18 protein-coding genes are annotated in these 22,211 nt (G+C 51.1%); 7 read left to right on the plus strand and 11 right to left on the minus strand.

Annotated features, from left to right (window positions below):
- Positions 1-121 precede the first annotated feature (121 nt).
- From O5O45_RS09210 to O5O45_RS09220, 3 genes are all read right to left on the minus strand, one after another.
- Entirely contained in the window at positions 122-1,627 is a 1,506-nt protein-coding gene (locus O5O45_RS09210; protein ID WP_305904920.1) for a hypothetical protein, read from the minus strand.
- Between the two features lie 13 nt (positions 1,628-1,640).
- On the minus strand, positions 1,641-3,920 hold the full coding sequence (locus O5O45_RS09215) for an MFS transporter (RefSeq protein ID WP_305904921.1): 2,280 nt from the start codon (positions 3,918-3,920) through the stop codon (positions 1,641-1,643).
- A 75-nt stretch (positions 3,921-3,995) separates the two neighbouring features.
- Positions 3,996-5,240: a diaminopimelate epimerase gene (locus O5O45_RS09220; protein WP_305904922.1), complete on the minus strand. Its 1,245-nt coding sequence runs from the start codon at positions 5,238-5,240 to the stop codon at positions 3,996-3,998.
- A 381-nt stretch (positions 5,241-5,621) separates the two neighbouring features.
- On the opposite strand from O5O45_RS09220, the gene O5O45_RS09225 reads away from it, so the two are divergent.
- Positions 5,622-6,431, plus strand: a complete 810-nt coding sequence (locus O5O45_RS09225) for a phytanoyl-CoA dioxygenase family protein (RefSeq protein WP_305904923.1) — start codon at positions 5,622-5,624, stop codon at positions 6,429-6,431.
- Between the two features lie 173 nt (positions 6,432-6,604).
- Here the strand turns inward: O5O45_RS09225 and O5O45_RS09230 are convergent, their stop codons facing one another.
- Both O5O45_RS09230 and O5O45_RS09235 read right to left on the minus strand, forming a co-directional pair.
- Entirely contained in the window at positions 6,605-7,441 is an 837-nt protein-coding gene (locus O5O45_RS09230; RefSeq protein WP_305904924.1) for a hypothetical protein, read from the minus strand.
- A 66-nt stretch (positions 7,442-7,507) separates the two neighbouring features.
- Positions 7,508-8,404 carry a hypothetical protein gene (locus O5O45_RS09235; RefSeq protein WP_305904925.1) on the minus strand — a complete coding sequence of 299 codons (897 nt, stop codon included), beginning with the start codon at positions 8,402-8,404 and terminating at the stop codon, positions 7,508-7,510.
- 378 nt (positions 8,405-8,782) lie between these two features.
- On the opposite strand from O5O45_RS09235, the gene O5O45_RS09240 reads away from it, so the two are divergent.
- The 4 genes from O5O45_RS09240 (at position 8,783) to O5O45_RS09255 (ending at position 12,237) form a co-directional block, all read left to right on the plus strand.
- Positions 8,783-9,151, plus strand: a complete 369-nt coding sequence (locus O5O45_RS09240) for a hypothetical protein (protein WP_305904926.1) — start codon at positions 8,783-8,785, stop codon at positions 9,149-9,151.
- Positions 9,152-9,250: 99 nt separating this feature from the next.
- Positions 9,251-9,982 (plus strand): response regulator, encoded by a 732-nt coding sequence (locus O5O45_RS09245; RefSeq protein ID WP_305904927.1) that lies wholly within the window; start codon positions 9,251-9,253, stop codon positions 9,980-9,982.
- A 118-nt stretch (positions 9,983-10,100) separates the two neighbouring features.
- Entirely contained in the window at positions 10,101-11,225 is a 1,125-nt protein-coding gene (locus O5O45_RS09250) for a sulfite exporter TauE/SafE family protein (protein ID WP_305904928.1), read from the plus strand.
- Between the two features lie 271 nt (positions 11,226-11,496).
- Positions 11,497-12,237: a substrate-binding periplasmic protein gene (locus tag O5O45_RS09255; protein ID WP_305904929.1), complete on the plus strand. Its 741-nt coding sequence runs from the start codon at positions 11,497-11,499 to the stop codon at positions 12,235-12,237.
- Positions 12,238-12,250: 13 nt separating this feature from the next.
- On the opposite strand, the gene bfr is transcribed toward O5O45_RS09255, so the two are convergent.
- Positions 12,251-12,715, minus strand: coding sequence for a bacterioferritin (gene bfr / locus O5O45_RS09260; protein ID WP_305904930.1), 465 nt, complete (start codon positions 12,713-12,715; stop codon positions 12,251-12,253).
- Positions 12,716-13,078: 363 nt separating this feature from the next.
- On the opposite strand from bfr, the gene O5O45_RS09265 reads away from it, so the two are divergent.
- Entirely contained in the window at positions 13,079-13,486 is a 408-nt protein-coding gene (locus O5O45_RS09265; RefSeq protein ID WP_305904931.1) for a GFA family protein, read from the plus strand.
- 46 nt (positions 13,487-13,532) lie between these two features.
- Here the strand turns inward: O5O45_RS09265 and O5O45_RS09270 are convergent, their stop codons facing one another.
- Both O5O45_RS09270 and O5O45_RS09275 read right to left on the minus strand, forming a co-directional pair.
- Positions 13,533-16,544, minus strand: coding sequence for a DEAD/DEAH box helicase (locus tag O5O45_RS09270; protein ID WP_305904932.1), 3,012 nt, complete (start codon positions 16,542-16,544; stop codon positions 13,533-13,535).
- Entirely contained in the window at positions 16,545-17,726 is a 1,182-nt protein-coding gene (locus O5O45_RS09275; protein ID WP_371748003.1) for an EH signature domain-containing protein, read from the minus strand.
- A gap of 54 nt (positions 17,727-17,780) precedes the next feature.
- Here O5O45_RS09275 and O5O45_RS09280 point away from each other — a divergent pair, with 54 nt between their 5' ends.
- Positions 17,781-18,989 (plus strand): IS256 family transposase, encoded by a 1,209-nt coding sequence (locus O5O45_RS09280; RefSeq protein WP_305900391.1) that lies wholly within the window; start codon positions 17,781-17,783, stop codon positions 18,987-18,989.
- Here the strand turns inward: O5O45_RS09280 and O5O45_RS09285 are convergent.
- Genes O5O45_RS09285 through zorA form a run of 3 tightly spaced genes read right to left on the minus strand, consistent with a single transcriptional unit; the run spans position 18,986 to position 22,133 of the window.
- Positions 18,986-19,348, minus strand: a complete 363-nt coding sequence (locus O5O45_RS09285; protein WP_305904933.1) for a hypothetical protein — start codon at positions 19,346-19,348, stop codon at positions 18,986-18,988. The two genes, O5O45_RS09280 and O5O45_RS09285, sit on opposite strands and share 4 nt — an antisense overlap.
- Positions 19,345-20,136 (minus strand): OmpA/MotB family protein, encoded by a 792-nt coding sequence (locus tag O5O45_RS09290; RefSeq protein ID WP_305904934.1) that lies wholly within the window; start codon positions 20,134-20,136, stop codon positions 19,345-19,347. Before O5O45_RS09290 ends, O5O45_RS09285 begins: the two co-directional genes overlap by 4 nt.
- On the minus strand, positions 20,133-22,133 hold the full coding sequence (zorA, locus tag O5O45_RS09295; RefSeq protein ID WP_305904935.1) for an anti-phage ZorAB system protein ZorA: 2,001 nt from the start codon (positions 22,131-22,133) through the stop codon (positions 20,133-20,135). The genes O5O45_RS09290 and zorA overlap by 4 nt, the downstream gene beginning before the upstream one ends.
- Between the last annotated feature and the right edge of the window lie 78 nt (positions 22,134-22,211).

A 22,211-nucleotide genomic window follows, 5' to 3' on the forward strand; every position in this document is an offset into this window, starting at 1 on the left:
GTTTCCGCAATTATAGTTCCCTAACACCTCACTCGCTTTGACTGCTTTACTGCGCTACTGCAACGTTGTCCATATAACCCTTTGTTTCTATTGCGCTCTTATGGCGCACTATCAGATCCTCCTAGGCCTCGATGGTTACGGGCGCGCCCGCCAGTCGACATCTGCATTCTCCCGCCAGGGTAGCGGCCCAGCCTGCCGGCATCGCCCCCTGGCCCGCCATCACGTCCGCCGTCGTCTCCAGCAATGAGGCGATATGCGCCTGTTCCACCGTCATGGCGCGAATACGCGCCACGGCGCTGGCGTCCAGTCCGCCGGCGGCGATGATTTCAATTGGACCCGCTGGCACATAGCCATCATCGCGTGTGCGGGTGACCACGGTTTGCATGCCTGACAGATAGAATCCTGTGAAGGCCTCTGCGATGGCTTGAAAGCGGGCGTCTTCGCCAAAATGGCGTTGTAGCGCGTTCAATACGCCGCGTTGCATCCGGGGCAAATAGGAAGCCTGATAGTAACCGCCGGCGCAGGTTACGCCGCGGGCCAGGGCGATGACAAGAAAATTCGTTAATAATGAAGGCAATAGACGCCCTGCTCGAAGTTCCTGCAATAACGGGCCGGCCGTCAAGGGAACTGCATAGTCGCTTTGTTGTCCGTCCACTGCACGCAATGTCGCCGCGCCTCCGTCTTCAGCCGTCAGGCCGAGTGATACTCTGCGCCCGGCGTCGTCAACGCCCCAGAACAGAAAGGTGCCGGAGCCGTTGACTCCCTTAAGTTCAGCGTCCAGAGCCTGCAACAAAGGCTGCTCGAAAAATAGAATGGAAGCGAGACTATCCGGGTTAGCCAAGTCATATTCCAGAAGCATAGTCGCTATTTTTTCCATTTCCAGATAGACCAGCGTCGGCGCGGATACGTCGGCGGCGAACAGACGGCTCCAGAGACGCTGGTTCAGCATGACCGCCTGGTCGGAATAGTGCGCAGCGGACATCACCGCTTCCGCCCCGTATTCACCCTGCAGCAGGCTGAGAGCGGCCTCGGCCAGGCGAGAATCGTCGCTACAGGCGGCGCGAACGCGCTTTTGGGCGTTCTGCAGCATATTGGCGTCGAGGGCGGGAGTGCGGGCGACGATGGTGCGCTTCAGACGGTCGGGAAACAAGGGTATTTTTAGCGGAAAAGCGCCGCTGGCGGCGCATTCGGCGAATTTCGCCTCGGGATACAGCAACATCCCACGAGGATAGGTGAGATTATTGAGGGGAATGTTGGCGCAGGCGAACACGGGCAGGGTGGCGGCGCCGGTGGAGAGCCCAAACAACAGCGTGCCCTGCACGGACTGGGCGAAATAGTCCACGCCGTGATGATTGGCGGTCAGAGCGACGGGATGACTGAGAATATCCGCGCTGACCGCGGCGGCTACTGCTTCGCCGAGCAGAGGCGAGACATAGCTTCGTAATACGTCCGCCAGATCATGGCGTGGTTGAAAACTGCTCTGGGAAAAGCGAAATCCGCTGCGGGTGTAGTCGCAGACCGGGATTCCAGCATGCGTTTGTAGTGCGCCATCGACGACGGGAAGGCGCGCGCGAATCTGGGTCAGCAGCGTATCGGTCAGGCTGCTTTCCGACAGGAGTGATGCCATGATAAAGAGATCCTTATGCGGTTTTGCTGCGGCTGGATAGAGCGCTCTGGCTTTGTCGAGGCGCGGTGCGCTGAGAATCAGGCTTCGCCTGCGCAACGCTTTCCTCGCTCTTGTCGCTGTCGCCGGCGGGCGTTTCCCGCGCGGCCAGTAATTGGAACAGAATGACTGTGATCAGATAAGCGCCCCCCAGCACCGCCACGCCGTGGCGGATGTCGGACAGCCCCACCAGTCCGGCGAACAACATGGGGCCAAGCATCTGGCCGATGCGGCTGGAGGCTCGGAACAGGCCGAGCGCTTTGCCTTCTCCCAGCTTTTTGCTGACATCCAGATGCAGGACGTAAGCGCTTTGCGAGGACAGCACGAAACAATTGGATAATCCCAACAGAATGACGGCGCAGGAGGTCGCTGCGACGCCCTGCAGGCCGATAAAAGACAGAAACGCCGCGCTGCCAAGCAATCCTCCGATGAAAATCGGGATCTTTTTACTCGGCATGCGGTCCGCCAGTCGTCCGGCGACGGGGCCGAGAAAGGTCATGCAAAGCCCGAACAGCATTAATATCTGTCCGATTTTGGCCTCAGGCGCGCCTATGCGGCTCAGGTAAACCGGGGTGAAATAGTGCATGAAACCTATGGCGGCGATGGCGGCGGGCAGACTGCTAAGCAGACTGACGGCGATCACATTGCGATCCCCCAGAAAACGCCAGATGCTGATCTCTCCGCCATGAGCGCCGGAGCTTGTTGCGGCGGCTTTGGGCGCGGCGGGGCCGGATGCGCCCCGACGCAAGTATATGACCGCATAGGCGACGACCGTGAACACCAGCAGAGCGCCGGTCAGGAACACGGCTTCGTAGCCAAAGCGCTCAGCGATCAGGGCGCCGGTGGCGGCGCCGCAGATACTGCCTGAATAAAGACCTGCGAACAGATGCGCCAGCCCTTGGGTCTTGGTGCGGGTGTCGGTGTGACGCACGACGAAGCCCTGCGCCGCCAGCAATGTCAGGCCGTAACCGAAGCCCAGAATGGCGCGGGACAACACAAACTGCAAAGCGTCAGGCGCCAGCCAGGAGTACAGACCTCCCGCCAGAGTCAGCAGCAGGCCCACAGCGAATGGTGGAACCCAGCCTTTGCGGTCGAGCCAGGCGCCGGAGACAAAGATGGCGACGCCAACACATAAAAACTCCACCGCAACAGGCAGCCCCAGCGCAAACTCTCTGGATACGCCAGGAATGATTTCATACAGCCTTTCCATATGCAGAGGCAGTATCGACATGGACAGATCCACACCGAACAGAAACAGGAAAATCGCCGGGCGCATAGCTTTGTACAGCTCAGACGCCGCCAGTGTGGAGGCGGAGGGCGCGTTTTCGGCAGTCTGTGACGGCTCAGTCGGCGTGCGCCCGGCGAACAAAACCACGGACATCTCGACCGCAATCAGCAGGGCGATCAGCATGATTGTGGCGTTATCCGCCACTAACGCAACGAACTCCGCACCGTTGTAGACTGCGCCGTCCTGCGCAGAGGACAGGTCAGCCTGTATGGCGAGCCAGGCGGTGACAAACAGCGCCCCGTGGGCGCTGGCGGCGGTGAGAATGCCGGCGCCGGCGCGCACGAGTCGGGCGAAGCGATGGGCTCCCTTGCTATCGCCTTCCTCGATTGAGGCGTTGGCCACCCGATTAAGCACAATCAGCAGTAGCGTCATACCCGCCAACACTGCGAATCCGGCTGTGAATCCCCACGCCAGACTTTCCCACATCTGGCGTACGCGTTGTTCGCCGTTGGCGGCGGTAACGGTTTTGTCCAGGGTAACCATGGCGGTGACACGGGACTCAGGCAGCGCCGGTGGAACAATGATTTGGAAGTGCTCCTGGATGGACGCGTACTTCAGCACGTCGTCAGGAAGCTTCTTTAAGCGGTAAGCATTGGGAAGCTCCGCGCCGATCTGAGTGGCGTCGGTGCTCAGGGTGACGACGCCGTCCCGGGCCAGAGCAAGCTCCAGCCCGAAAACAGAGGACGCGTCGCCGGGCTGTTGGCCCATACTTTGAGTGGCGACCTTGAACACAGCGGAGGCGCGCAGTTTTTCCGACAGCTCGGTTTGACGTTGGCTCAGATCCTCAAGATCTGTCACGTTCTGGATAGGGATCTCTTTGATTCCCGCGTCAAACAGCGACGCGGACAGAAAGTGCTGCTCGTGCAAACGCTCGAATACAACATAAGAAAGGAAAGCGCTGAGGGGCAGTGTGAGAATCAGCAATAACGTCATTCTTGCGGAAAACCGCATCGGGTTTAGCGCGTCCATTTAGTGACGGTCCTCATAGCTAAGTGTGGCGATCGTAACTCATTGAAATACCTCCAGACTAGTACAGAAAACTGATTACTGCTTGGTCATCAGACGTTTGCGGATGGAGGACGAATTCGCCGCCTCCAGGGTGAGTTGCTGCTTGTATAAACGCGCTTCGCTTTCCGCCATCAGGTATTCGTTGGCGGTTGGCGCCACTACATTGATCGGCTGCATACGGTATTGGCCTTCAAACAACAGGTAAGGTTTGGTGGTCAGCACCCAGCCGTTTTCGGTCTGCTGAATATTGATCACCGCATCGGGATCTTCTTCCCGGCAGCGGATGGGCAGCAAGTTGATATTGGTGATGGGCATGGAGAACAACTGTTGCACCACATAAGCCACCGCCAGAGCGCCGGTGCTGCAGGCCAGGGTCTCACGGTTGATGCCTCGTTCGAAGCAGCGGTTGGAGACGGAGTCCAGGTTGTGGATGCGGGCGAAGTTGACGCTGACGCCTTCAGGGAAAATGTGCCGGCAACGGCTATTGATAAAGGAGCCAATGCGATGCACCAACCAGGCGCCCAGGCCGCGGCGTCTGTCTTCCGGCGCATGGCCCTCGGGAGTGGCGCCGAAAATGAAGTTGGCCAGCTCAGGCACGGAGAAATCATAATCCGGGAAAATCACCAGATGGGGCTCTCCAGTGAATACCAGATAGCCTTTAATGCTCAGCGTGGAGTCATCCGTATAGGGCTTGAGATCGTCCCGGCGGAACTGAATGGTGAGTTCCTCAATGATGTCGATCGTCTCGTCCAGCGGATGCAGGCTGTCGCGGTTGACCAATTGCGTTGGCGTATGGCGGGGCATGCCCAGGTTGACCCAGCTGCCGTCATAACCGAGGCTGCCGATGGAAATAATGTTGGGAGAGGACAACGGGATTTCAGTGGCGATATTGGACACCGTTACGCCGTGCTTGCGGCGTAAAAAGTCAGCGATGCATATCAAGCCATTGCCGCAGCAGGCGGCTTCTTCGCCGTTGGGCTCAAACATTCTGAAAACATAGTCCGCAGCGGATAAATCCGGCTTTGCGTCCCAGTAGTTTCTGTCCTTAGCGATCGCGTCCAGCGTCCGTGCATTCGAGCGTTGCACTACCAGCAGATTGTCGCAACCAATGCCAAAAGTCGTGCTTGTGGCTTTGGGAGCGAAAGCCGACCATTCCATTTCCGCCAATACGCTATCCTCGGTGGCGTCAACAATAACGAAGTTATTGCCACAGGAAGTGTATTTGACGAAGGGAACAGTTTTCGCGGCTACGTCTGCTGTTTCGTTCTTATCTATGAACATCTGGAGTGACCTCACTTGGTGACAAACAGTACAAATCCGCCATAGAAAATAGCATGGACTAAATTCTTCGCCATTGCATAACGGCGATAATTGGAAATGATTAGTAAACTTAGATTATTAACTGTGATCGCGAAGGGCGCGAGGAAGTGATGGAAGTTTTGTGAGACATGTATTGTCAAATTCTGATACATAAGCCGCTCGGACTCTCTATCTGTGTATCCGGAAGAGGGCTGGCGATTGCAAATATCCACACAGGCTTACAGTCATTTCCCGCCGTTCTGCTATACCTAAGCGGCCTTGCTGACATTCTGCAGTTGTGAGCGGTATGCTTTAATTTCTCAATGATTATCGGCGACGCCCGCATAGCCGAAGGAGTCTGACATGCTGAGCTTGTACGCTAAAGATTCAATGGTGGATTTTTTAGTACAGAAATTGGACTACAAGATTCGTTGCGCGCTTTCCCCCTTTCCGGTGGCGAAGGAGTACAAAGCGCATCTGGACACATTGAACAGGGACGGTTGTGTAGTATTCGAGGAATACTTTTCACCGGAGCAGGTGGACGAATTCCTGGAAGATATAGAGGCCGCCAAGAAGCGTCAGGATCTTACCCGGGTCGCCAATGGCCACATCGACACGGGCATTTCGCGTGTTTACGATGTCGCCAATGTTGCGCCGATGACCCGCAGAATTTTTGAGGACCCGATGATCCTCAGTCTGATCAAAGGCTATTGTTCCAGTAAGTGTGAGCTGCTGAAAACTTTCTATGAAGAGAAAAGGGAAGTAGGGACATCCTCCCAGTCCAACCATCATCATTTTGACGACTGGCGTCATCGTATAAAGGTATGGGTGTATCTTACCGATGTAACAGAAAATCAGGCTCCGACTACGATTACCCTGGGCAGCCACAAAAACCATTTGTGGCGCTATTGGCCGGAATACAATTACTTTTTGCACTTCCGCACTGACGAAAACAACCGCTACACGGAAATGACCGATTATTCCGGCATGTTCTGGCCCCACGAAGCAGCGACGATTCGCAAGCTATGGAAGTATAAAGAGAAGACCATCACTGGTAAGAAAGGAACGATGTTTATCTTCGACTCCCGCGCCTTGCACCGCTCAACGGTACTGCAAGAAGGCGAACGCAAGATTGTTACCGGTTATTACACCTATAAAGGATTGGGCCTGTAGGCGAGGGGCTTCGCTTAAAAGATAAATACGGGATAAACAAAGCGACGCAATGTAATACAGGAATACGAAGCGGATAAATAAGATCAAGCGCTGAAAAAAAGCCGCTCCCGACAATGAGAAGTAGCAAACCGTAATGCGTCGGGAGCGGTCGATCGAAATCGATTAAGGGGGTGTTATTGCGCGGAGATAATTTCTCCTTTGCGGCGCTGAACTTTAAATTCGCCTCTAATATCGCCTCGCGCGTATCTGACCCAGCCGGTGTCGATGGCGTCGACAGTCGGCAGCTCCCGCACGAAAAGGTCCGCAAAGTCTTGTGCGCCAGCCAGTACGGCGAAATCGCCTTTTCCCACCACGTTCAGCCAGATCCCGCCATCGGGATTAACTTTCATCAGGTTGGGCGAGTTCTTTTGCGGCCTGATGTAATCATGAGAAGCGTCGCCATTGAGGTGGTAGGCCGTTCCGTCCACGGTCATCGCCATGCCTGGCAGCAGGTCGATACGCAAATCCAGCGGATACTGGTCCTGCGTCAGTTTGCTGACGGTCATGCGCAGCTTGCCCGAGAAGTTGAACGCCTTGCCGTCGATGCTGAGCGCCACATTGTCATAGGACGCGCTCACCTCATCGGTATTGGGCGCCAACAGGGTTTCCGACCACATTTCCAGGTCGCGGGCGCCGCTGACGAACTCAACCAGGCCATTCACTCCAACGTTCAACACACAGCCGTGAAAGCGTTGGCTGTAGCGCTTTCGCACTCTGCGACCGTCGTTGAGCTCGCCCTTGTAGGCGATGTTGTAATAGCCGCCGTTGGGACAGTTGGTGGTGACCTCGGTCTGAATTGCGTCAGGTAGATCCCCGTAGGCGTTCTGCATGGCTGAGAAGCTATACAGTCGGCTTTCGGCGATGGTCACATAGGATACGTGATACGCTTTGCGCGCCAGGGACGCCAGTTCGTTGCGTTGGTTGGCTTCAGAAGAGGCGGAGCCTCCTCCGCCGCCACAACCTGAGAGCATAACCATTCCCGCAACGAGACACAGTGTGCGAGGGATTATTCTCATGGCTCATTGCCTCAGTTTTGATTAGAAATCATTGAAGTGATCATTGAGACGGGAGACGGCAGTACTCCCGCCCAAGTCTTTATTAGTGATAAAGATCACTCTTCCTCTATCCATCTCGAACAGAGAGTCGCGCTCTACGCCAAAGGCGCCGCTCTCTCCCTCTTTAACGCCTGAGTAGACCACGGCTTGTTTCATCGAAAGGCTTTCCAGAATGATGCTGCCGCTGGTTTTGACTTTCATAAGCTTCGGCACAATAGCGTTTGGCTTGATGGTGAATTGAACGGGAGCAATGCTCTTATGCACTTCGTCCAATGTGAAAAACGCTTCAGCAAGGAGCGTGACGTTACCGCCAAGAGTAACTTCCATCTTGAATGGGTAGTCGCCTGCTTCATTGGTGCGAGACACTTTGGTCGTAATAGTGCCCGAGTACTCCAGCGGCAAACCATCGATAGTGACGTTGACGTCGTTGTTGACGGACTCTGTCGTCAGTTCAAGGGCGTCGCCCTCAGGCAGTATGAACGAAATGTCGCGGGAGCCGCTGACGTAAGTGATGGTGTCCATGAGGCCATAGTCCATCGAGCAGTTGTAAAACTTCTGTGTGAATGTGCTCGTTCTATCCTTAAGCGATTTGAATTCGGCCGTGTAATAACCGCCTTTGGGGCAGGTGATGGTTTTCACGCCATCTGTCAGACCAGGCAGGCTGTTATCCCTTAGCTCAACTGAGTGGAAGCTGTAGAGTCGCGCTTCCGCCAGCGGCACATAAGTGATGGCGTACGCCTGTCTGGCGAGTGAGAATTCATACGCGCTGATTGTGTTATTTTTTGTTGATCCATTCCCCGTTGAGGAGCCGCCGCCCCCACCGCCACATCCTGTGAGCAGAGCCAAAACCGATACCAAAGCAATGCTACGTGTTTTCATTCGTTATTAATTTCCAGAGAACCAAAATATATAGAGATGTATATCGCGCACTAACCGCGCGGCCCTTGTTAACAGGGAGTTGAACTTTAATTACGTTCCTGTAACACACCCATACGTAAAATTACTAAAACGTTTAAGTTCATTTGCGCTATGCTTATTGGAAGAAACGAGAGGTGGAAAGGCTGTCGTGATATGAAAGCGTTTCCTTTTTTATAAATTTACACTGTTAAGTTTTCCGCTAAAAATGTGATGCGCGTCACAAAAAGTGATGGACGGGATTCAACCAAAGGATTAATAATCTAATCATATGGAGTAACGCCGTTCGAAGATCTTGGAACAACCAGGAAGCGCTTTTGCGGTTTACAAGGAAAGGACACCATGAAAACAATATCGCTATGGCTCTTATTGTTATTGGCGTGGGACGCGCAAGCGGCTTATGTCACCTCTACGGACTCTGCGGAGTACGATCTGAAACGCCCCCTCGAAAGCATGAATATCAAGTATGGCTATGAAGAGCCACAGCTTGATCGCTTGCCTGCCGGCAAGTGCGGAATAGGCGGCGGACTCTACGTGAACACGGATTTCTGCAGGACCTCCGACCTTTCGTCCACAGGCTCCGCGATCACTGCGACGGAATCAGTGACAGGCGGCTCGGCGTCCGCCAACCCGACTGTGGCGGCGGTGTTCGGACTCAGCTTGATCGGCTTGGGATTATTGGGTTTGGGAGCGTTGCAAATACGGTCATAAGAGATAACAAACCGTTTCCCTAATTTACCAAATCCACGCTTACTATCGGGGGACTGGGGCCTAGACTTGAATCACATTCAGGCGAAAGAGGGTGATTCTATGAACGGCGCAGTCCTTTTGGTTGATGATGAACCCGGGGTGACTCAATCCCTGACCCGTCTACTTCATCGACGAGGTTACCGCACTCATTCCGCTCATGATGGCGTGGCTGCGCTGCGGCTGATGCAGCAGCACGATTTCGACGTGGTGATCACCGATTTCAACATGCCTTATATGAACGGCGTGGAGTTTCTGCAGAAAGTCGGTCACAAATATCCACGCATCGAGAGAGTGTTGATGAGCGGGTTAAGTGAGTTCTCCATGTTGCGGGACGCCGTCAACAGCGCCCGCGTCAGCACCTTTATAACCAAACCCTGGGACGATGAAGACCTGGTGCGGGTAGTGACCCAGTCTTTGCGTTCGGCGTCGGGACGTGAGGATGCGCAGGCGTTTCGCGACATCCTCGACAACGCCAGGGAGGGGGTGGTGGTGATCGATCGCACCGGTGTGGTGACCGATATCAATGAGAAGCTGTGCTTCTGGCTGGGGTATGAAGCCCACGAGTTGATAGGCGTAGCCTCCTCCGCCATGCGGTCGGACCAGCAGCCTCGCGAGGCCTATCAGGCGCTATATGCCGATGTCGTGGACCGGGGATGTTGGGAGGGTGAGCTGCATTTACGTCGCAAAGACGGCGGTTCCCTGAAAACCGAGACTCTGATTAAGCCTTTTCGCGACGGAGACGGCTGCATCGAGCGCATTGTCTTCTACGTCTTCCCGTCGGAATTTCAGTAAAAGCCACCTAGGACAATAACCAAAACCGGGACAGTAAGTCCCGGTTTTGTCCATAGCAGCCGGTAGGAGCGTCATTTTAGTATCTAGGCTCAGTTGCAAATAACGCCTGGTAACTTCTATGACGATACAAGCTCCGCGTAAGAAATTCATTTGGGTTTGGCTGTTATGGCTGGTTGGTTTTTATAGCGTATGGGCGTTCCTGGTGTTCGGCCTTGATCAATGGGGGGCGGTGACGGAACACTGGCCTATCGCTCTGGCGATGGCGCTGGGCAGCTACGCCGCCGGTTCTACGCCCATGGGGGGCGGCACGGTTGGGTTTCCTGTGCTGGTGCTATTGTTTGATATGCCGGCGACTTTGGGGCGGGACTTCAGTTTCGCCGTACAGGCGATCGGGATGACCAGCGCCAGCATTTTCATAATGGCTCGTCGCCAGCCTCTGGCCTGGTCCATGCTGTTTGGCGCGATGTTTGGCGCACTGATCGGCACGCCTTTGGGGATTTTCTTTGTCGCCCCTTACGTTCCGGGCTTGTTGATAAAGGTCGTGTTCGCAGTGATCTGGGCCAGTTTCGGCATTTTGCACCTGTACCGTATTCGTGAGATCGCCGGTCACAGCGGCATGACTGAGTTTGATGAGAACTGGGATTTCCGCGTCGGCGCCATGCTTGGCTTGTGCGCCGGCGCGTCGGTCGCTTCCGTCACTGGCGTCGGCATCGACATGGTGGTTTATAGCGCGTTGGTGTTGCTGTGTCGCGCGGATCTCAAGATTGCGATTCCGACCTCTGTCGTCATCATGGCGTTCACTTCCGTGCTGGGCGTCGCTGTCAAAAGCCTGTCCACCGGCATGCAGCCCGGCGTATATGAAAACTGGCTGGCGGCGGCGCCTATTGTCGCACTGGGAGCGCCGTTGGGGGCCTATATCGTTGATCTGATTGGGCGTAAGCCAACCCTGTTATTCGTGGCGGTGCTGTGCGTGGGGCAGTTTATCTGGACCTGCACTGTCGAGAGCGACACCCTGGGCGTGGCTGGCGTTTTGATGGCGGTAGGCGCGGTGGGCGTCTGTCTGTATGGCTTTGAACGTCTGCGCGCCTGGGGAGCGGTGCTGGTGGGTGAAGCTAAGGAAAAACAGGCGGCGAAGACTCGGCTGGCGTATTTGGCGAACATGTCCGGGCAATCCTTGTCTCAGAATCCCTATCCAACCCAGGGCCGCCCTGTGAAACAGGTGGAAGCGGCGGACGTCAGCTGAAGATGCTTTCCGTAGGCTGACAATATACGATCCAGAGCCATGTACTGGCGAAGCGGCCGGAATGCCTCCAGCCGCTTCGCCATCTTGCCATTTATGAAATAGCCGGCTTGTTGAGGCCCCTCATTTTTGACTTGGCGCTATTGCGCTCCTACCTTTAGTTTATCAGCTGCCATTGATTATGACTGTCATAGATTGATCTCTGGCTCCGTCTCAATTGTAAAAATCAGAATCGCCCGGGATTGGCGCATTACCCTGGTTAGGGGAACCTACGATGCGTTACAGGCTGTTGTTGTTGGTTTTTATGCTCGCTTCGATGACCTTTCCGTTACAGGCTGAGCCGCGTCTGATCGCCGGCGAAGCGCCATTATTTTGCTATATGCAAAGAGATAAAGTACGCGGCGTCGCCTGTGATCTGCTGCGTGAAATGGCGCAGCGAGTGGGGTATTCGGGTGAACTTGAATTGATGCCTTTTAAGCGGGCGTTGTATGAGACCAGACATACTCAGGATGCGCTGATGGTCCCCGTGACTCGGACAAGCGAACGAGATCCGGATTACCAATGGCTGGCGGAAATACTGCAGGAAGAGTTTCTGCTGGCGGCTCTGCGCGGAAGTCAGGTGGATATTTCCAATTTTGGCGCCGCCAGGAAGCTGAATATTGGCGTATTGATTGGCGGCGCTTCCGCTCAGATCATCAAAGATCAACGCTTGCTTCATGTGCAGGGAGTCTACACCGAAGAACTGAATGTGCGGAAACTGGCGGCGGGACGCATAGACGCCTGGCTGGGATCCTGGAATGTCATGCGTCAGGCGCAGCGGGATATTGGGTATCCTGACGATGCATTACGCCGCGGCGCCGTGGCTGCTCGGGTGCGCATTTATCTGGCTGGCTCGCCAGGGCTGGGGCCGTTGGAAGCGGCGAAATGGCTCACGGCCTTCAAATCCATGCAGGATGACGGCGTGTACGCCCGTATTCTGGAGCGCTATCGCTACCAACAGCCCCCGGAGCAGTAAGCTCGCGGCGGTCTCACATGTGAGACTGCAGGTAATTTTGCTCGCCTACTTTGTCCATCAAATCCAGCTGAGTTTCCAGCCAGTCGATGTGCTCTTCCTCATCCTCAAGAATGTCCTGGAACAGATCCCGACTCACATAATCCGCATGCTTTTCGCAGTATGCGATCGCGGCGCGCAGGTCTTTGGCGGCGTCCATTTCCAGGCTGAGGTCGCAGGACAGCATTTCGCGCACGTTTTCGCCGATGCGCAGCTTGCCGAGTTTTTGTAGATTGGGTAGTCCTTCCAGAAACAGAATGCGGTTGATCAGATTGTCCGCATGTTTCATCTCATCAATGGATTCTTTGTATTCATGCTCATTGAGTTCTTCCAGACCCCAATTCTTGTACATGCGGGCGTGTAGGAAATACTGATTGATGGCGATTAATTCGTTGCCCAAGACAGTGTTCAGATGAGTGATGACTTTCGGATCGCTTTTCATCGTCGTAACCTCCCTCCCAGTGACCCTCAGGAGAAAAGCCGACGCCCCTGAGGGATAAGTCTCTTTGATCACGGTTTGATCATTATAGGCTACTTGTTGTTATGCATAAAATGTAACCAATTGATATATAAACAAAAAAGATGGCATATTCGATTCTCATTCGTGTTAGGTTTCTCTTTTGGCCTGATGCGTCTTTGAGTAAACAGCGCGCCAAAAGAGAAACAAGGCAGCCTCGACGAATTCACCCGCGTGCTGAAGATGAAGGAATTACAATATGTTGGGGAGGGTGGGGCTTCTAAGGAATAGAGGGCTTATCCGTAGTTTAAAAATCAAAAAGACTATTATTACGAGATGAAATTAACAATGAGCGCCAGACACCACGGTTCCTGCCTATGCGGCGAAGTACGTTTTGAGATAGAGGGCGATTTTGAAAGCTTCTATCTCTGCCACTGTGAGCATTGCCGCAAAGACACCGGGTCGGCGCATGCCTCAAACTTATTCTCTACCTCGGCGCAATTGGTGTGGCTGAGCGGTGAAGTGCAGGTCAAAACGTTCATGCTGCCAGGAACCCAGCACTGCAAAAGCTTTTGTTCACACTGCGGCTCAGCGTTGCCGACTATTCAAATGAACGGCCAACTCCTGGCCGTCCCTGCCGGCAGCTTGGATAGCAAAGTCACGATAAAACCCAATGCGCATATTTTCGTTTCCAGCAGGGCGGAGTGGGATGCAGAGTTGGAGAAGGCGCCGATGGTGGAGAGGATGCCGAAGTGACGACATAAGCTTTAAAAATAGTTTGCGATTGCATTGTATATTTTGATTATTCAAAAACAGAAAAGTCTTCTGGTTGAACGCTTGTTGGCGCGACAACTGCGTCGCTTAAAGTAACTTTATTGTTTAGCAGAGTGTTAAGCTGTATGTCGAATGAACTTAAGTTTGGGTGAAGCGCCATAGGCAGGTAAACATAGACGTTCTTTTTTTGGCCAATTCTATATACGCGATCTGTTGCCTGGGCTTCCTTGGCGGGGTTCCAGTGACGCTCAAGATGGATTACATTGTTGGCGCCTACCACAGTCAGCCCAACGCCTGCTGCGATTGGTGACATAATTAAAACGCGGAATCCTTTCTCTGCTTGAAAGCGGTCAATGATAGCCTTTCTGGTCAGGTCATCTTTGGGCGTTGCTACGGCTTTGGTATCACCGTTGACGATTGGCGCTTGAATCTTGAATAGAGTTGTAATTAATGCACTGGTATAAGCCTGTACGGCTTTCGAAGTGGCGAAAACTAGCACCTTCTCTTGCCGCTTCTCTATGTCTTTTAGGATATCTAGCATTGCTCGTATTTTTATAGAGTTATCTGCATGTTTCAGAAACTCTTTAGGCGAATTTGATGGAGTGTAGCCTGAGCCAATATCATGATGAATACATGCTATTTTAAGTTTCAGTAAGCTAGGTAGAACTATCCTTCTTTTATCTTCAATTTTGCGGTCGTGTACGCTGGCTATTACCTCGTCGTAATACTTAAGTTGGGCGCCGCTCATCATGCCGCTTAATGTAGGGAGGTAGCTATCCGCGAGGTCGTTTGGATCTCCAGAGTAGATGGTTTTCTCTGGCATTCCAGGCAGCTTTTCTTCTTTTGTTCTACGCAACATAAAGTCGCCAACTCTATCTCGGAGCTCTTTGCCAATTCTCAATTTCTCAGTGTTGATGCTATCCGAATCTGCGGAAGTGATTGGACTTATATATTCTTCCCGAAAGGTCTGCCATGCCCCCAATAACCCGGGGACAGCGGTGTCCATCAGGCACCAAAAGTCCTTCAATGTATTTTCCACCGGAGTGCCAGTAGCTAATAGTTTAAAATCCGCCTTTAGTCCTTTTGCGGCCCTTGTCGCCAGAGCATTTGGGTTTTTTATATTTTGAGCTTCGTCAAAAACAATTGCGCTCCAGTCTACTCTGCTCAATGAAAACTGATAGTCACGCAGTGTTTGGTAAGTTGTAAGAACAAGGCGACGAGGCATGTCCAGACGGTCTGGTCCGTATAGTCCTCCAACTTTTAAGGAATAACGAATCTGTTCATAGTCTTCAATAATGTCTTTGTCTTCGAATACCTGCTGCGTCTCGCGACTAGATCCTTTTATCTTAAAACGCGATAACTCGCTTCCAGATTGAAGTATAACGATGTCGTTAAATGGTGATTTTATGAAGGTTTCATTTACCTCCGCCTGCCAGTTCTCCAGGAGGCTCAATGTCGCCACGATCAACACAGGCTTATCGTATTTCCCTTCTGGTTTTTTGCGTCGATGCCATTCTGAAATGGCAACTAGAGCCATATAAGTTTTTCCGAGGCCCATGTCATCAGCCAACAACGCCCCTTTAGGCGCATCATGCTCTATGGCAATATCCATATGAGCGAGCAGCCACTTAATACCCTCACTCTGATGTGGATAAGGAGAGCGCTTCAAGTTGTCGGTTGCAAAGCTTTGGATCGCTGAGTTTATGCCCTCAATAGGAATATTACTTACAAACTCTTCTTTCTCATCGTTGCTGTCAATTGATACAACGGCTTGCTCTTTTATCGCTGTATCTGGTGCGTTCTCATCTAGCAGTGTAGGAGGAACTTTATCCGAACCGCCGGTGGCTAGGGTTTCTTGTATGCGCTCAATTGTTTGACTGACATTTTCTGTATCCGATATATCAAATTTTTTATCGGCGTACTCAATGAGTTCTGCGCCACTATTTTTTGCGTTTAAGATGAGTTCATTAAGCTCCGCTAAACTCTCCTCAGAGACCACCAAGTCTTTTATCCTTTCAAATGGCTCTGGTATTGATTTATCTACGGCAAACCAGTCAATGCCTGATTTCTCAATATCACCGAAGTAACGATGAGAGAACTTCTCTGCACCATGCACGCGTAATGAAAAGCCAGTATCCAGGTCGATAAGGGCTGCATTAAGGTAAGCTGTAGGGGATTTGAGAAATGTGGCGACTTGCTCCTTTGGAATATGCCTGCTTGTTAGAATTTCGTGGGCGGCCTCTAGTCTTTCGTTATCCAATAACACAAATCTATTTTTGATTCGTAATAGGCAGTGATCGTCGTTCGTTGGTAATTGCCCCAGTCGCGCTTTGATATCATCTATGGCAATGTTTGCCCCAAAACTTGGCGTTAGGAATAGGTCGCCATTAGGAAGCACCTCGGCTGCAACACCGATGGATTCTGGATACGAGATCTCTAACTTATTGAAGTGCGCTAAATTAATCGGAACGCCAGCTTTTTTTGCCAGCTGAAGCTGAAATATGAGCCAGTTATTTTCGTATTCGTTTCTACTATCCGCAGGAAGTTCAGCATGTTTTTCTAGAGCGTTTAAGGCTTGCCATTCTGGCGGGGATAGCCGGTAGAGTTCATCATCAGTAAACTTCAAAAATGGGCCAAACAGTGCGATGTCGCTTATAACACCGCCATCAGGAAGCTCGGCATCCAGCGATACATGAAACGCGGCTTGTCCCGTATTTCCTTCTATTCTGCATCGATACAAGCCCGGGTAAGGTCGCGGCAATTGAAAGAGCTCACAGAAGTCATCATCAAGCTCGGCAACAAACTGTGTTGGGATCGTATAGCCGCTAGCATTTTTCTGAGCCACCCCTTCTTCATGCAATCCTTTTAGATAAGCGTACTGAATACCAAACATAGGGTTATTGACGGCTTGGTTTTCGATATCTGTGAGGGCTTGGTGACTTATTATGAAGTCCAGTCCTTCATCAAGATCCACTTTCCAGGTGATGTCGGCATTTTTACTAGAAGTTATAAGCTTGCTGATGAATTCCCGAATACTCATTTAATCGCTACCAAACTTTTCTTTATAAGCACGATAAGACTCTTGTCGTATTACTTTGGCTGCTCTAATTAAGACACCATTACTCTTCATAAATTGAAGTACACTGTTTTGCCAAATTAAGTCTCGATGTGTCTGACTTAGGCAACCGTTGAGTCCGTAAGCTCTGTGAAAGCGTTCCATTTCGCCATTTCGTAACTGTTCGTCAGTGACCTCATCAATATTATAGTTAGGCAAACGGCTTTCAGGAGCTAATTTGTTGAAAATCTTAATAGGAAAGCTGTGGCTACCTTCAACTAAATAGACTTTGTTTTTTATATTTAGGTAAATCATTGAAGTTCTAGAGGAACGAACTCTCGCATATGCTGGAAGGTCTTCCTTCTTATACCGCTGCTTTAAATATCGTGTAGCGTAAGTACTCAAAAATAAACGAGACTCGACTATAACGCCTTCTTCCAACAAGCCTTCCATGAACTTCTTGCGGGGCGCGAACATACGCTCCATATCCCTTTCTCCACTGTCTTTTGCGCTTTGTTCCAGGATGCTAAGAAACAGCTTGAGGTCGAAACGGCTCAGCCACCCCCGCATTAATGCAACTCTTTCTTCCCCCAGTAACGACCACCATCGTTGATAGTTTTCTGCGCTTTTCGGTACGCGTGGATCTCCGGCAATCGCTAATATGGCATTGCGCCAATCGGTATGAATTACACTTCCTTTGGAGCGGTCAATGATGATCTCCAAAACGCCATGTCCAACTAGCCGATTTTCGTCCAAGGGAGTCGTGAAGACTTCCTTTTTACAGATTTCAGACAGGATTGAATGGCTTTGGTTGATTGGTATGGTTTCCAGGGTTCGAAGATAGTATTGGCAGCGAGCCAGGGTGAGGTATCGACTTTCACCAAGTCCTGAGAGGGAGAGGCGCTTAAAAAGAACATCAAGGTCGATAGCTTCCCTTTGTGCTTTTTCCGCTAACATAGCCGGCCCTGTTTCGGAGAATAAAAGAGAGGAAGAGCATGCATAAGTGGATAGTCCTCCCTGTGCGCCTCTATCGAGAGTTCCGAGTTGGCCTTGTATTAGCGCAATCAGTGCTTGCAAATCGGGAGGGGAAGCCAGGTTATCGAAACGAAAAAAGAAAGCTCGGATTAATTGCATTAGGGAAAGCCGGCTCAGAGACTGTAATTTAATTTGTGTATCTGCCTATCACTAGTACCCTATAGCGGGGTTAAGGATAGGTAGACAATGAACCAGAAAGAATTAGAAGCATTTGCCCGTGAGGCAGCCAAATCTCTGAAAACAGAAAAGGATCTCAACGAGTTCCGTCAGATGCTCACCAAGGCGACCGTGGAAGCCGCGCTCAATGCAGAGCTGGATGTGCATCTGGGATACGAGAAACATCAATCTTCAAATTCAGACAATAGCCGTAACGGCTATTCCAGCAAGACCCTCCGTACCGAGGACGGTCAGTTTGAAGTTAATACTCCCAGAGATCGTCAGGGCAGCTTTGAGCCTCTACTGGTCAAGAAGCAGCAGACCCGCTTCACCACCATGGACGACAAGATTCTCAGCCTCTACGCCAAAGGCATGAGCACCCGAGAGATCGTGGCCACCTTTAAGGAAATGTATGGCGCGGATGTCTCTCCCACCTTAATCTCCAAAGTCACGGATGCCGTGATTGAGCGGGTGGTGGAATGGCAGTCTCGTCCTCTGGATGCGGTTTATCCCATCGTATACCTGGACTGTATTGTGGTGAAGATCCGCCAGGATAAGCAGGTGATCAACAAGGCGATCTATCTTGCCTTGGGAGTGAATCTGGAAGGTCACAAAGAACTGTTAGGGATGTGGATCTCTGAAACCGAAGGGGCGAAGTTCTGGCTTAATGTGCTGACCGAGTTACAGAACCGGGGCGTGAAGGACATTCTGATCGCCTGTGTGGATGGTCTGAAGGGTTTCCCCGAAGCGATCAATACCGTGTATCCCCAAACCCGGATACAGCTCTGTATCGTGCACATGGTGCGCAATGCGGTGAAGTATGTGCCATGGAAAGACTATAAGCCGGTCACAACAGATCTGAAGCGGATCTACCAATCGGCCACCGAAGAGGAAGCCCTCTCAGAGCTGGACAAATTTGCCGAACGATGGGATGAGAAATATCCCCAGATCAGCCGATCCTGGCGGCTTCACTGGGAGAATCTCAACACTCTGTTCCGCTACCCGGAAGACATTCGCAGGGCCATCTACACGACCAATGCCATTGAGTCCCTTAACAGCGTCATTAGGAAAGTGATCAAGAAACGGAAGCTGTTCCCCACGGATGATTCCGCGAGAAAGGTGGTGTATCTGGCGATCATGGATGCGTCGAAGAAATGGACGATGCCGATCAGGAATTGGAAGTCAGCGCTGAACCGATTTATGATCGAGTTCGAAGATCGCTTAACGGAGTATCTTTAATAACCAGGCAGATACACAGAATTATTTACAGGGTCCCGGCTCATTGGACTTTTTATTTCTCCCATGCGCTTAATTATTTTCTCTGTTAGCATAATTGCCGTATGTTTTTCAGCTGGGACCGAGAGAATATATGTCAGTGCTCGGATTTCGATGGGCTCATTTATATTGGCTAAGAGAGCTGACTCACCCTGGTTGGCGGCCCGTCCTAATCTGCTGCAAGTATCTTGGAATCTCGTCGAGCCTTTCCCCGCGCTGCCCGCTATATCCGTCAGCTTTTTCTCTGCTTCACGGATGCCATTAAAAGCCTTGTCTGACCAGTCGGGTAAAGTAAATTCAATAAATCTTAGTTTAAGCGTCACTTTAGAGCCTGCTTAACTGCTTGATAATCCTCAAGCGCAGGACGGCGGACAGTAAAACGAATGTCTATACGCCTGTTTTTCTGTTGGGACTCAGACTCTTCAAGTAATCCAGCAGGGCATAACTCTTTATTCATTACATTTGGGTCAACGTTAGTGCAAGGGACTGGTCGAGTATCTGCATAGCCGCTGACGGAGAAGAGTGTTTTTCCCATATGGTTTCTCAGTAGCTCAAGTCGTTCGTTTTCTTCCAGCATGGTATTCCAGTAGTTCCAGACAGATATGGCTCTGAAAGAGGACAACCCCCAGTTGCCTTTTATCGATGAGTTTCGGTAGGGAACTCTATCGGTGTGCCCTTCAACAAAAATAGTATCTAAATACAGCCAACGACTTTTTTTGTTGATTGTATGGAACAGGACTTTGCCAATTTCCAACGCAATATCTTGATGTAGTTGGTCCTTGGGGATATCGAAGCGGCCTTGGCGAAATGTCAGAACATCCTCAGGGATTCTTAGGACAGTATCGTTGTCGCTGATTTTGACGGGGATATTCTTTTCGTTTAGTTCTTGCTCAATCTCTTTGAGAATATCTTTTCTGACTTGCTCAGCCATAGCGATTTCTTTTATCGCATCGTCCCATTGTTCGCTCTTTTGTGTTAGCTCGAGAATCAAAGCAACCGCCGCCAGTACAAAGATCACTAATAAGCCAGCCATGATGTCAGAGAAGGAAATCCAGTAAGGGTTCTCTTCATCTACTTGTGTGCTGGGATAGCGCTTGCTAATTGTTCTCATCCGTGACTACCTGTGCGAATACTGACTTTACTATCTACCTCATCTACTACCTCACTGAGAGTGCGAACAGCATCTGTCATGACTCCCAGATAGCTGTTAGTTTGCTCATTCCAGACGCTTAAGCGCTCTGTGGTTTGAGCTTGTACACGGTCGGAATAATCAGCTAGCAATTCAGCAATCTGCTTTTCTAGATCTTCAATATGCGCTTTTAGTGAGGTCGCCAAGCGATCAAAGTGTGATCCAACAATGGACATGCCCTGGCTCGCTGTTTGCGCGGCCTTATCCAAGTTGGTTGCAGTGTCTTCCATCTGCATATTTGTAAGCTGAAGCTTGTCGGACAGTTCTTTATAAGCTTGAAGGAGAGCTTGCGACTGCTCAGAAATGGATGAGGTAAGTGATACTGCATTTTGTATTTTGTCGGTCATAGCGTCAGTAGCGCTTTTGATATTTACGGAAAGTAGCCCTAGTTGATTTGACGAGGCTTTCATATCGGCCCCGGCTTGGAGCATCCCCTGTGTGGATTCTCTATGACTTTTTGAGAGATCTTTGAAGTCCTCAAGTAAGGTCGATAATGCGCTTTGCAAAGACGAGTGTTGTTGCTCTTGGTGCGCCAATAGTTTCTCTACAGATTCAGTTAAAGCAGCTTGGCTGCTATTAAAGCTGCTGAGCTGGTCATGTAAGACTCTCTGTCTGGCGATTTCTCTCTTCTGTTGCCCTTCAACTTGTTGGCCTAAGGTTGTTTGAACGCCTTCGAGCATTTGCGCACTTTGATGTGAGAGATTTCGCATCTGTTCTTCCATTGAAATAAGAAAGCCACCGAACTCTTGTTGCAGTTGCTGTTGGCGAGAAGCATCAAGTTCTCTCTGTTGGGATAGTTGGTGTGTCAACTGCGCTTCTATATCAGCTGTTACTGTTGCGCTTTGAGTGATAAGGCTTTTGACTTGCTGCTCAAGATTATTAGTGAACTGGCTCAGACCTTGAGTCATGCCGCCAGAAGCGTTGGATATTTCTTGCGCAGCCTGCTCCATCATCGCTCTTTGGCTTTCTCCAGCGGAACCAATACCAGTAAGAAACCGCTCTAGCAGGGACTCAAGCGCCTTCTCCGACCCAGAGTGAGCGCTATCAACCAATTTAGAAATTGCTGGGGCAAGAATGCTGTTTAAGCTTTGTGCAACGCTTGCACTGATAGCCCCTGATGCTTCCCGCATCGCTTCTTGCATTTTATGGCCAATTTTTTCGTCTAGCTCAGCAAGCTTTTCTAGGCTTTGGCGAGAAGAGTCTTCGATATTAGAAAGACTCTGTTCTGCTGTAATGCGAGGGTATAAGTAATCAACCTCATTTTGAAATTGACTTATTCTTCCTCGAATGTTCCGCTCAAGGAGTTTTTCGTAAATGTTAAAAATCACGCTGGTCAATACGCCCCAGACAGATGTCATAAAGGCAATAGACGCCCCTCCAATAAGTCCGGCTATCCCTACTTTTAGCTCGTTGAAGTCTTCTGACGTAACATTAAGCTCAGCCAACCCCATTTGAAGACCGGCAAAGGTTCCAATTACACCAATGGCCGTTAGAAAACCTGGTACCGCTGCAATTAGCCGGTTTTCCGTTAAACCACTTGCCAGCGTATGAGTATTGAAAAAGTGAGCGGCGTCTAATGTATTACATAGACGCCTCTTCTGAGGTATGTGGACAAGAGACTCGTCAAACTCGCGCCAAAGCTTTCCGTACTTAGTACTTTTCAAAGCATGATTGAGAATATCGCGCTGCTTCTCAAGCAGCTCTTCGGGCGCTATGCCCGAAAGTAATCTCTTATAAAACCGGAGGCGCCGAATAGCTCTATCGTAATTTATTAGAGACCAAGCTCCGAGAGATAGGGCAATGATAATTAACGCTAAGACAACCAGTGCGCTTAAGCCTTCTGGTGAAGTTATATCCCATTGGAGAACACGGCCAAACTCTGGCCATAAGTTTCCCAAATTGTACTCAGCATTTTTCATACAGTCCCTCGCACGCGAGATACCTACACTGAGATAAAGTAAAGTCTGTGAATTGCTCTACGCCCACTGAATTTCACA

The sequence above is a fragment of the Hahella sp. HNIBRBA332 genome (genome assembly GCF_030719035.1).
In the GTDB taxonomy this organism is placed as follows: domain Bacteria; phylum Pseudomonadota; class Gammaproteobacteria; order Pseudomonadales; family Oleiphilaceae; genus Hahella.

Excerpts from the sequence above, each read along its gene's own strand:
- O5O45_RS09280 (WP_305900391.1), top strand. The coding sequence starts at position 17,781 with ATGAACCAGAAAGAATTAGAAGCATTTGCCCGTGAGGCAGCCAAATCT.
- O5O45_RS09215 (WP_305904921.1), bottom strand. The coding sequence starts at position 3,920 with ATGGACGCGCTAAACCCGATGCGGTTTTCCGCAAGAATGACGTTATTG.
- O5O45_RS09235 (WP_305904925.1), bottom strand. The coding sequence starts at position 8,404 with ATGAAAACACGTAGCATTGCTTTGGTATCGGTTTTGGCTCTGCTCACA.
- O5O45_RS09240 (WP_305904926.1), top strand. The coding sequence starts at position 8,783 with ATGAAAACAATATCGCTATGGCTCTTATTGTTATTGGCGTGGGACGCG.
- O5O45_RS09245 (WP_305904927.1), top strand. The coding sequence starts at position 9,251 with ATGAACGGCGCAGTCCTTTTGGTTGATGATGAACCCGGGGTGACTCAA.
- O5O45_RS09265 (WP_305904931.1), top strand. The coding sequence starts at position 13,079 with ATGAGCGCCAGACACCACGGTTCCTGCCTATGCGGCGAAGTACGTTTT.
- O5O45_RS09225 (WP_305904923.1), top strand. The coding sequence starts at position 5,622 with ATGCTGAGCTTGTACGCTAAAGATTCAATGGTGGATTTTTTAGTACAG.
- O5O45_RS09230 (WP_305904924.1), bottom strand. The coding sequence starts at position 7,441 with ATGCTCTCAGGTTGTGGCGGCGGAGGAGGCTCCGCCTCTTCTGAAGCC.
- O5O45_RS09255 (WP_305904929.1), top strand. The coding sequence starts at position 11,497 with ATGCGTTACAGGCTGTTGTTGTTGGTTTTTATGCTCGCTTCGATGACC.
- O5O45_RS09220 (WP_305904922.1), bottom strand. The coding sequence starts at position 5,240 with ATGTTCATAGATAAGAACGAAACAGCAGACGTAGCCGCGAAAACTGTT.
- O5O45_RS09210 (WP_305904920.1), bottom strand. The coding sequence starts at position 1,627 with ATGGCATCACTCCTGTCGGAAAGCAGCCTGACCGATACGCTGCTGACC.
- bfr (WP_305904930.1), bottom strand. The coding sequence starts at position 12,715 with ATGAAAAGCGATCCGAAAGTCATCACTCATCTGAACACTGTCTTGGGC.
- zorA (WP_305904935.1), bottom strand. The coding sequence starts at position 22,133 with ATGAAAAATGCTGAGTACAATTTGGGAAACTTATGGCCAGAGTTTGGC.
- O5O45_RS09290 (WP_305904934.1), bottom strand. The coding sequence starts at position 20,136 with ATGAGAACAATTAGCAAGCGCTATCCCAGCACACAAGTAGATGAAGAG.
- O5O45_RS09270 (WP_305904932.1), bottom strand. The coding sequence starts at position 16,544 with ATGAGTATTCGGGAATTCATCAGCAAGCTTATAACTTCTAGTAAAAAT.
- O5O45_RS09250 (WP_305904928.1), top strand. The coding sequence starts at position 10,101 with ATGACGATACAAGCTCCGCGTAAGAAATTCATTTGGGTTTGGCTGTTA.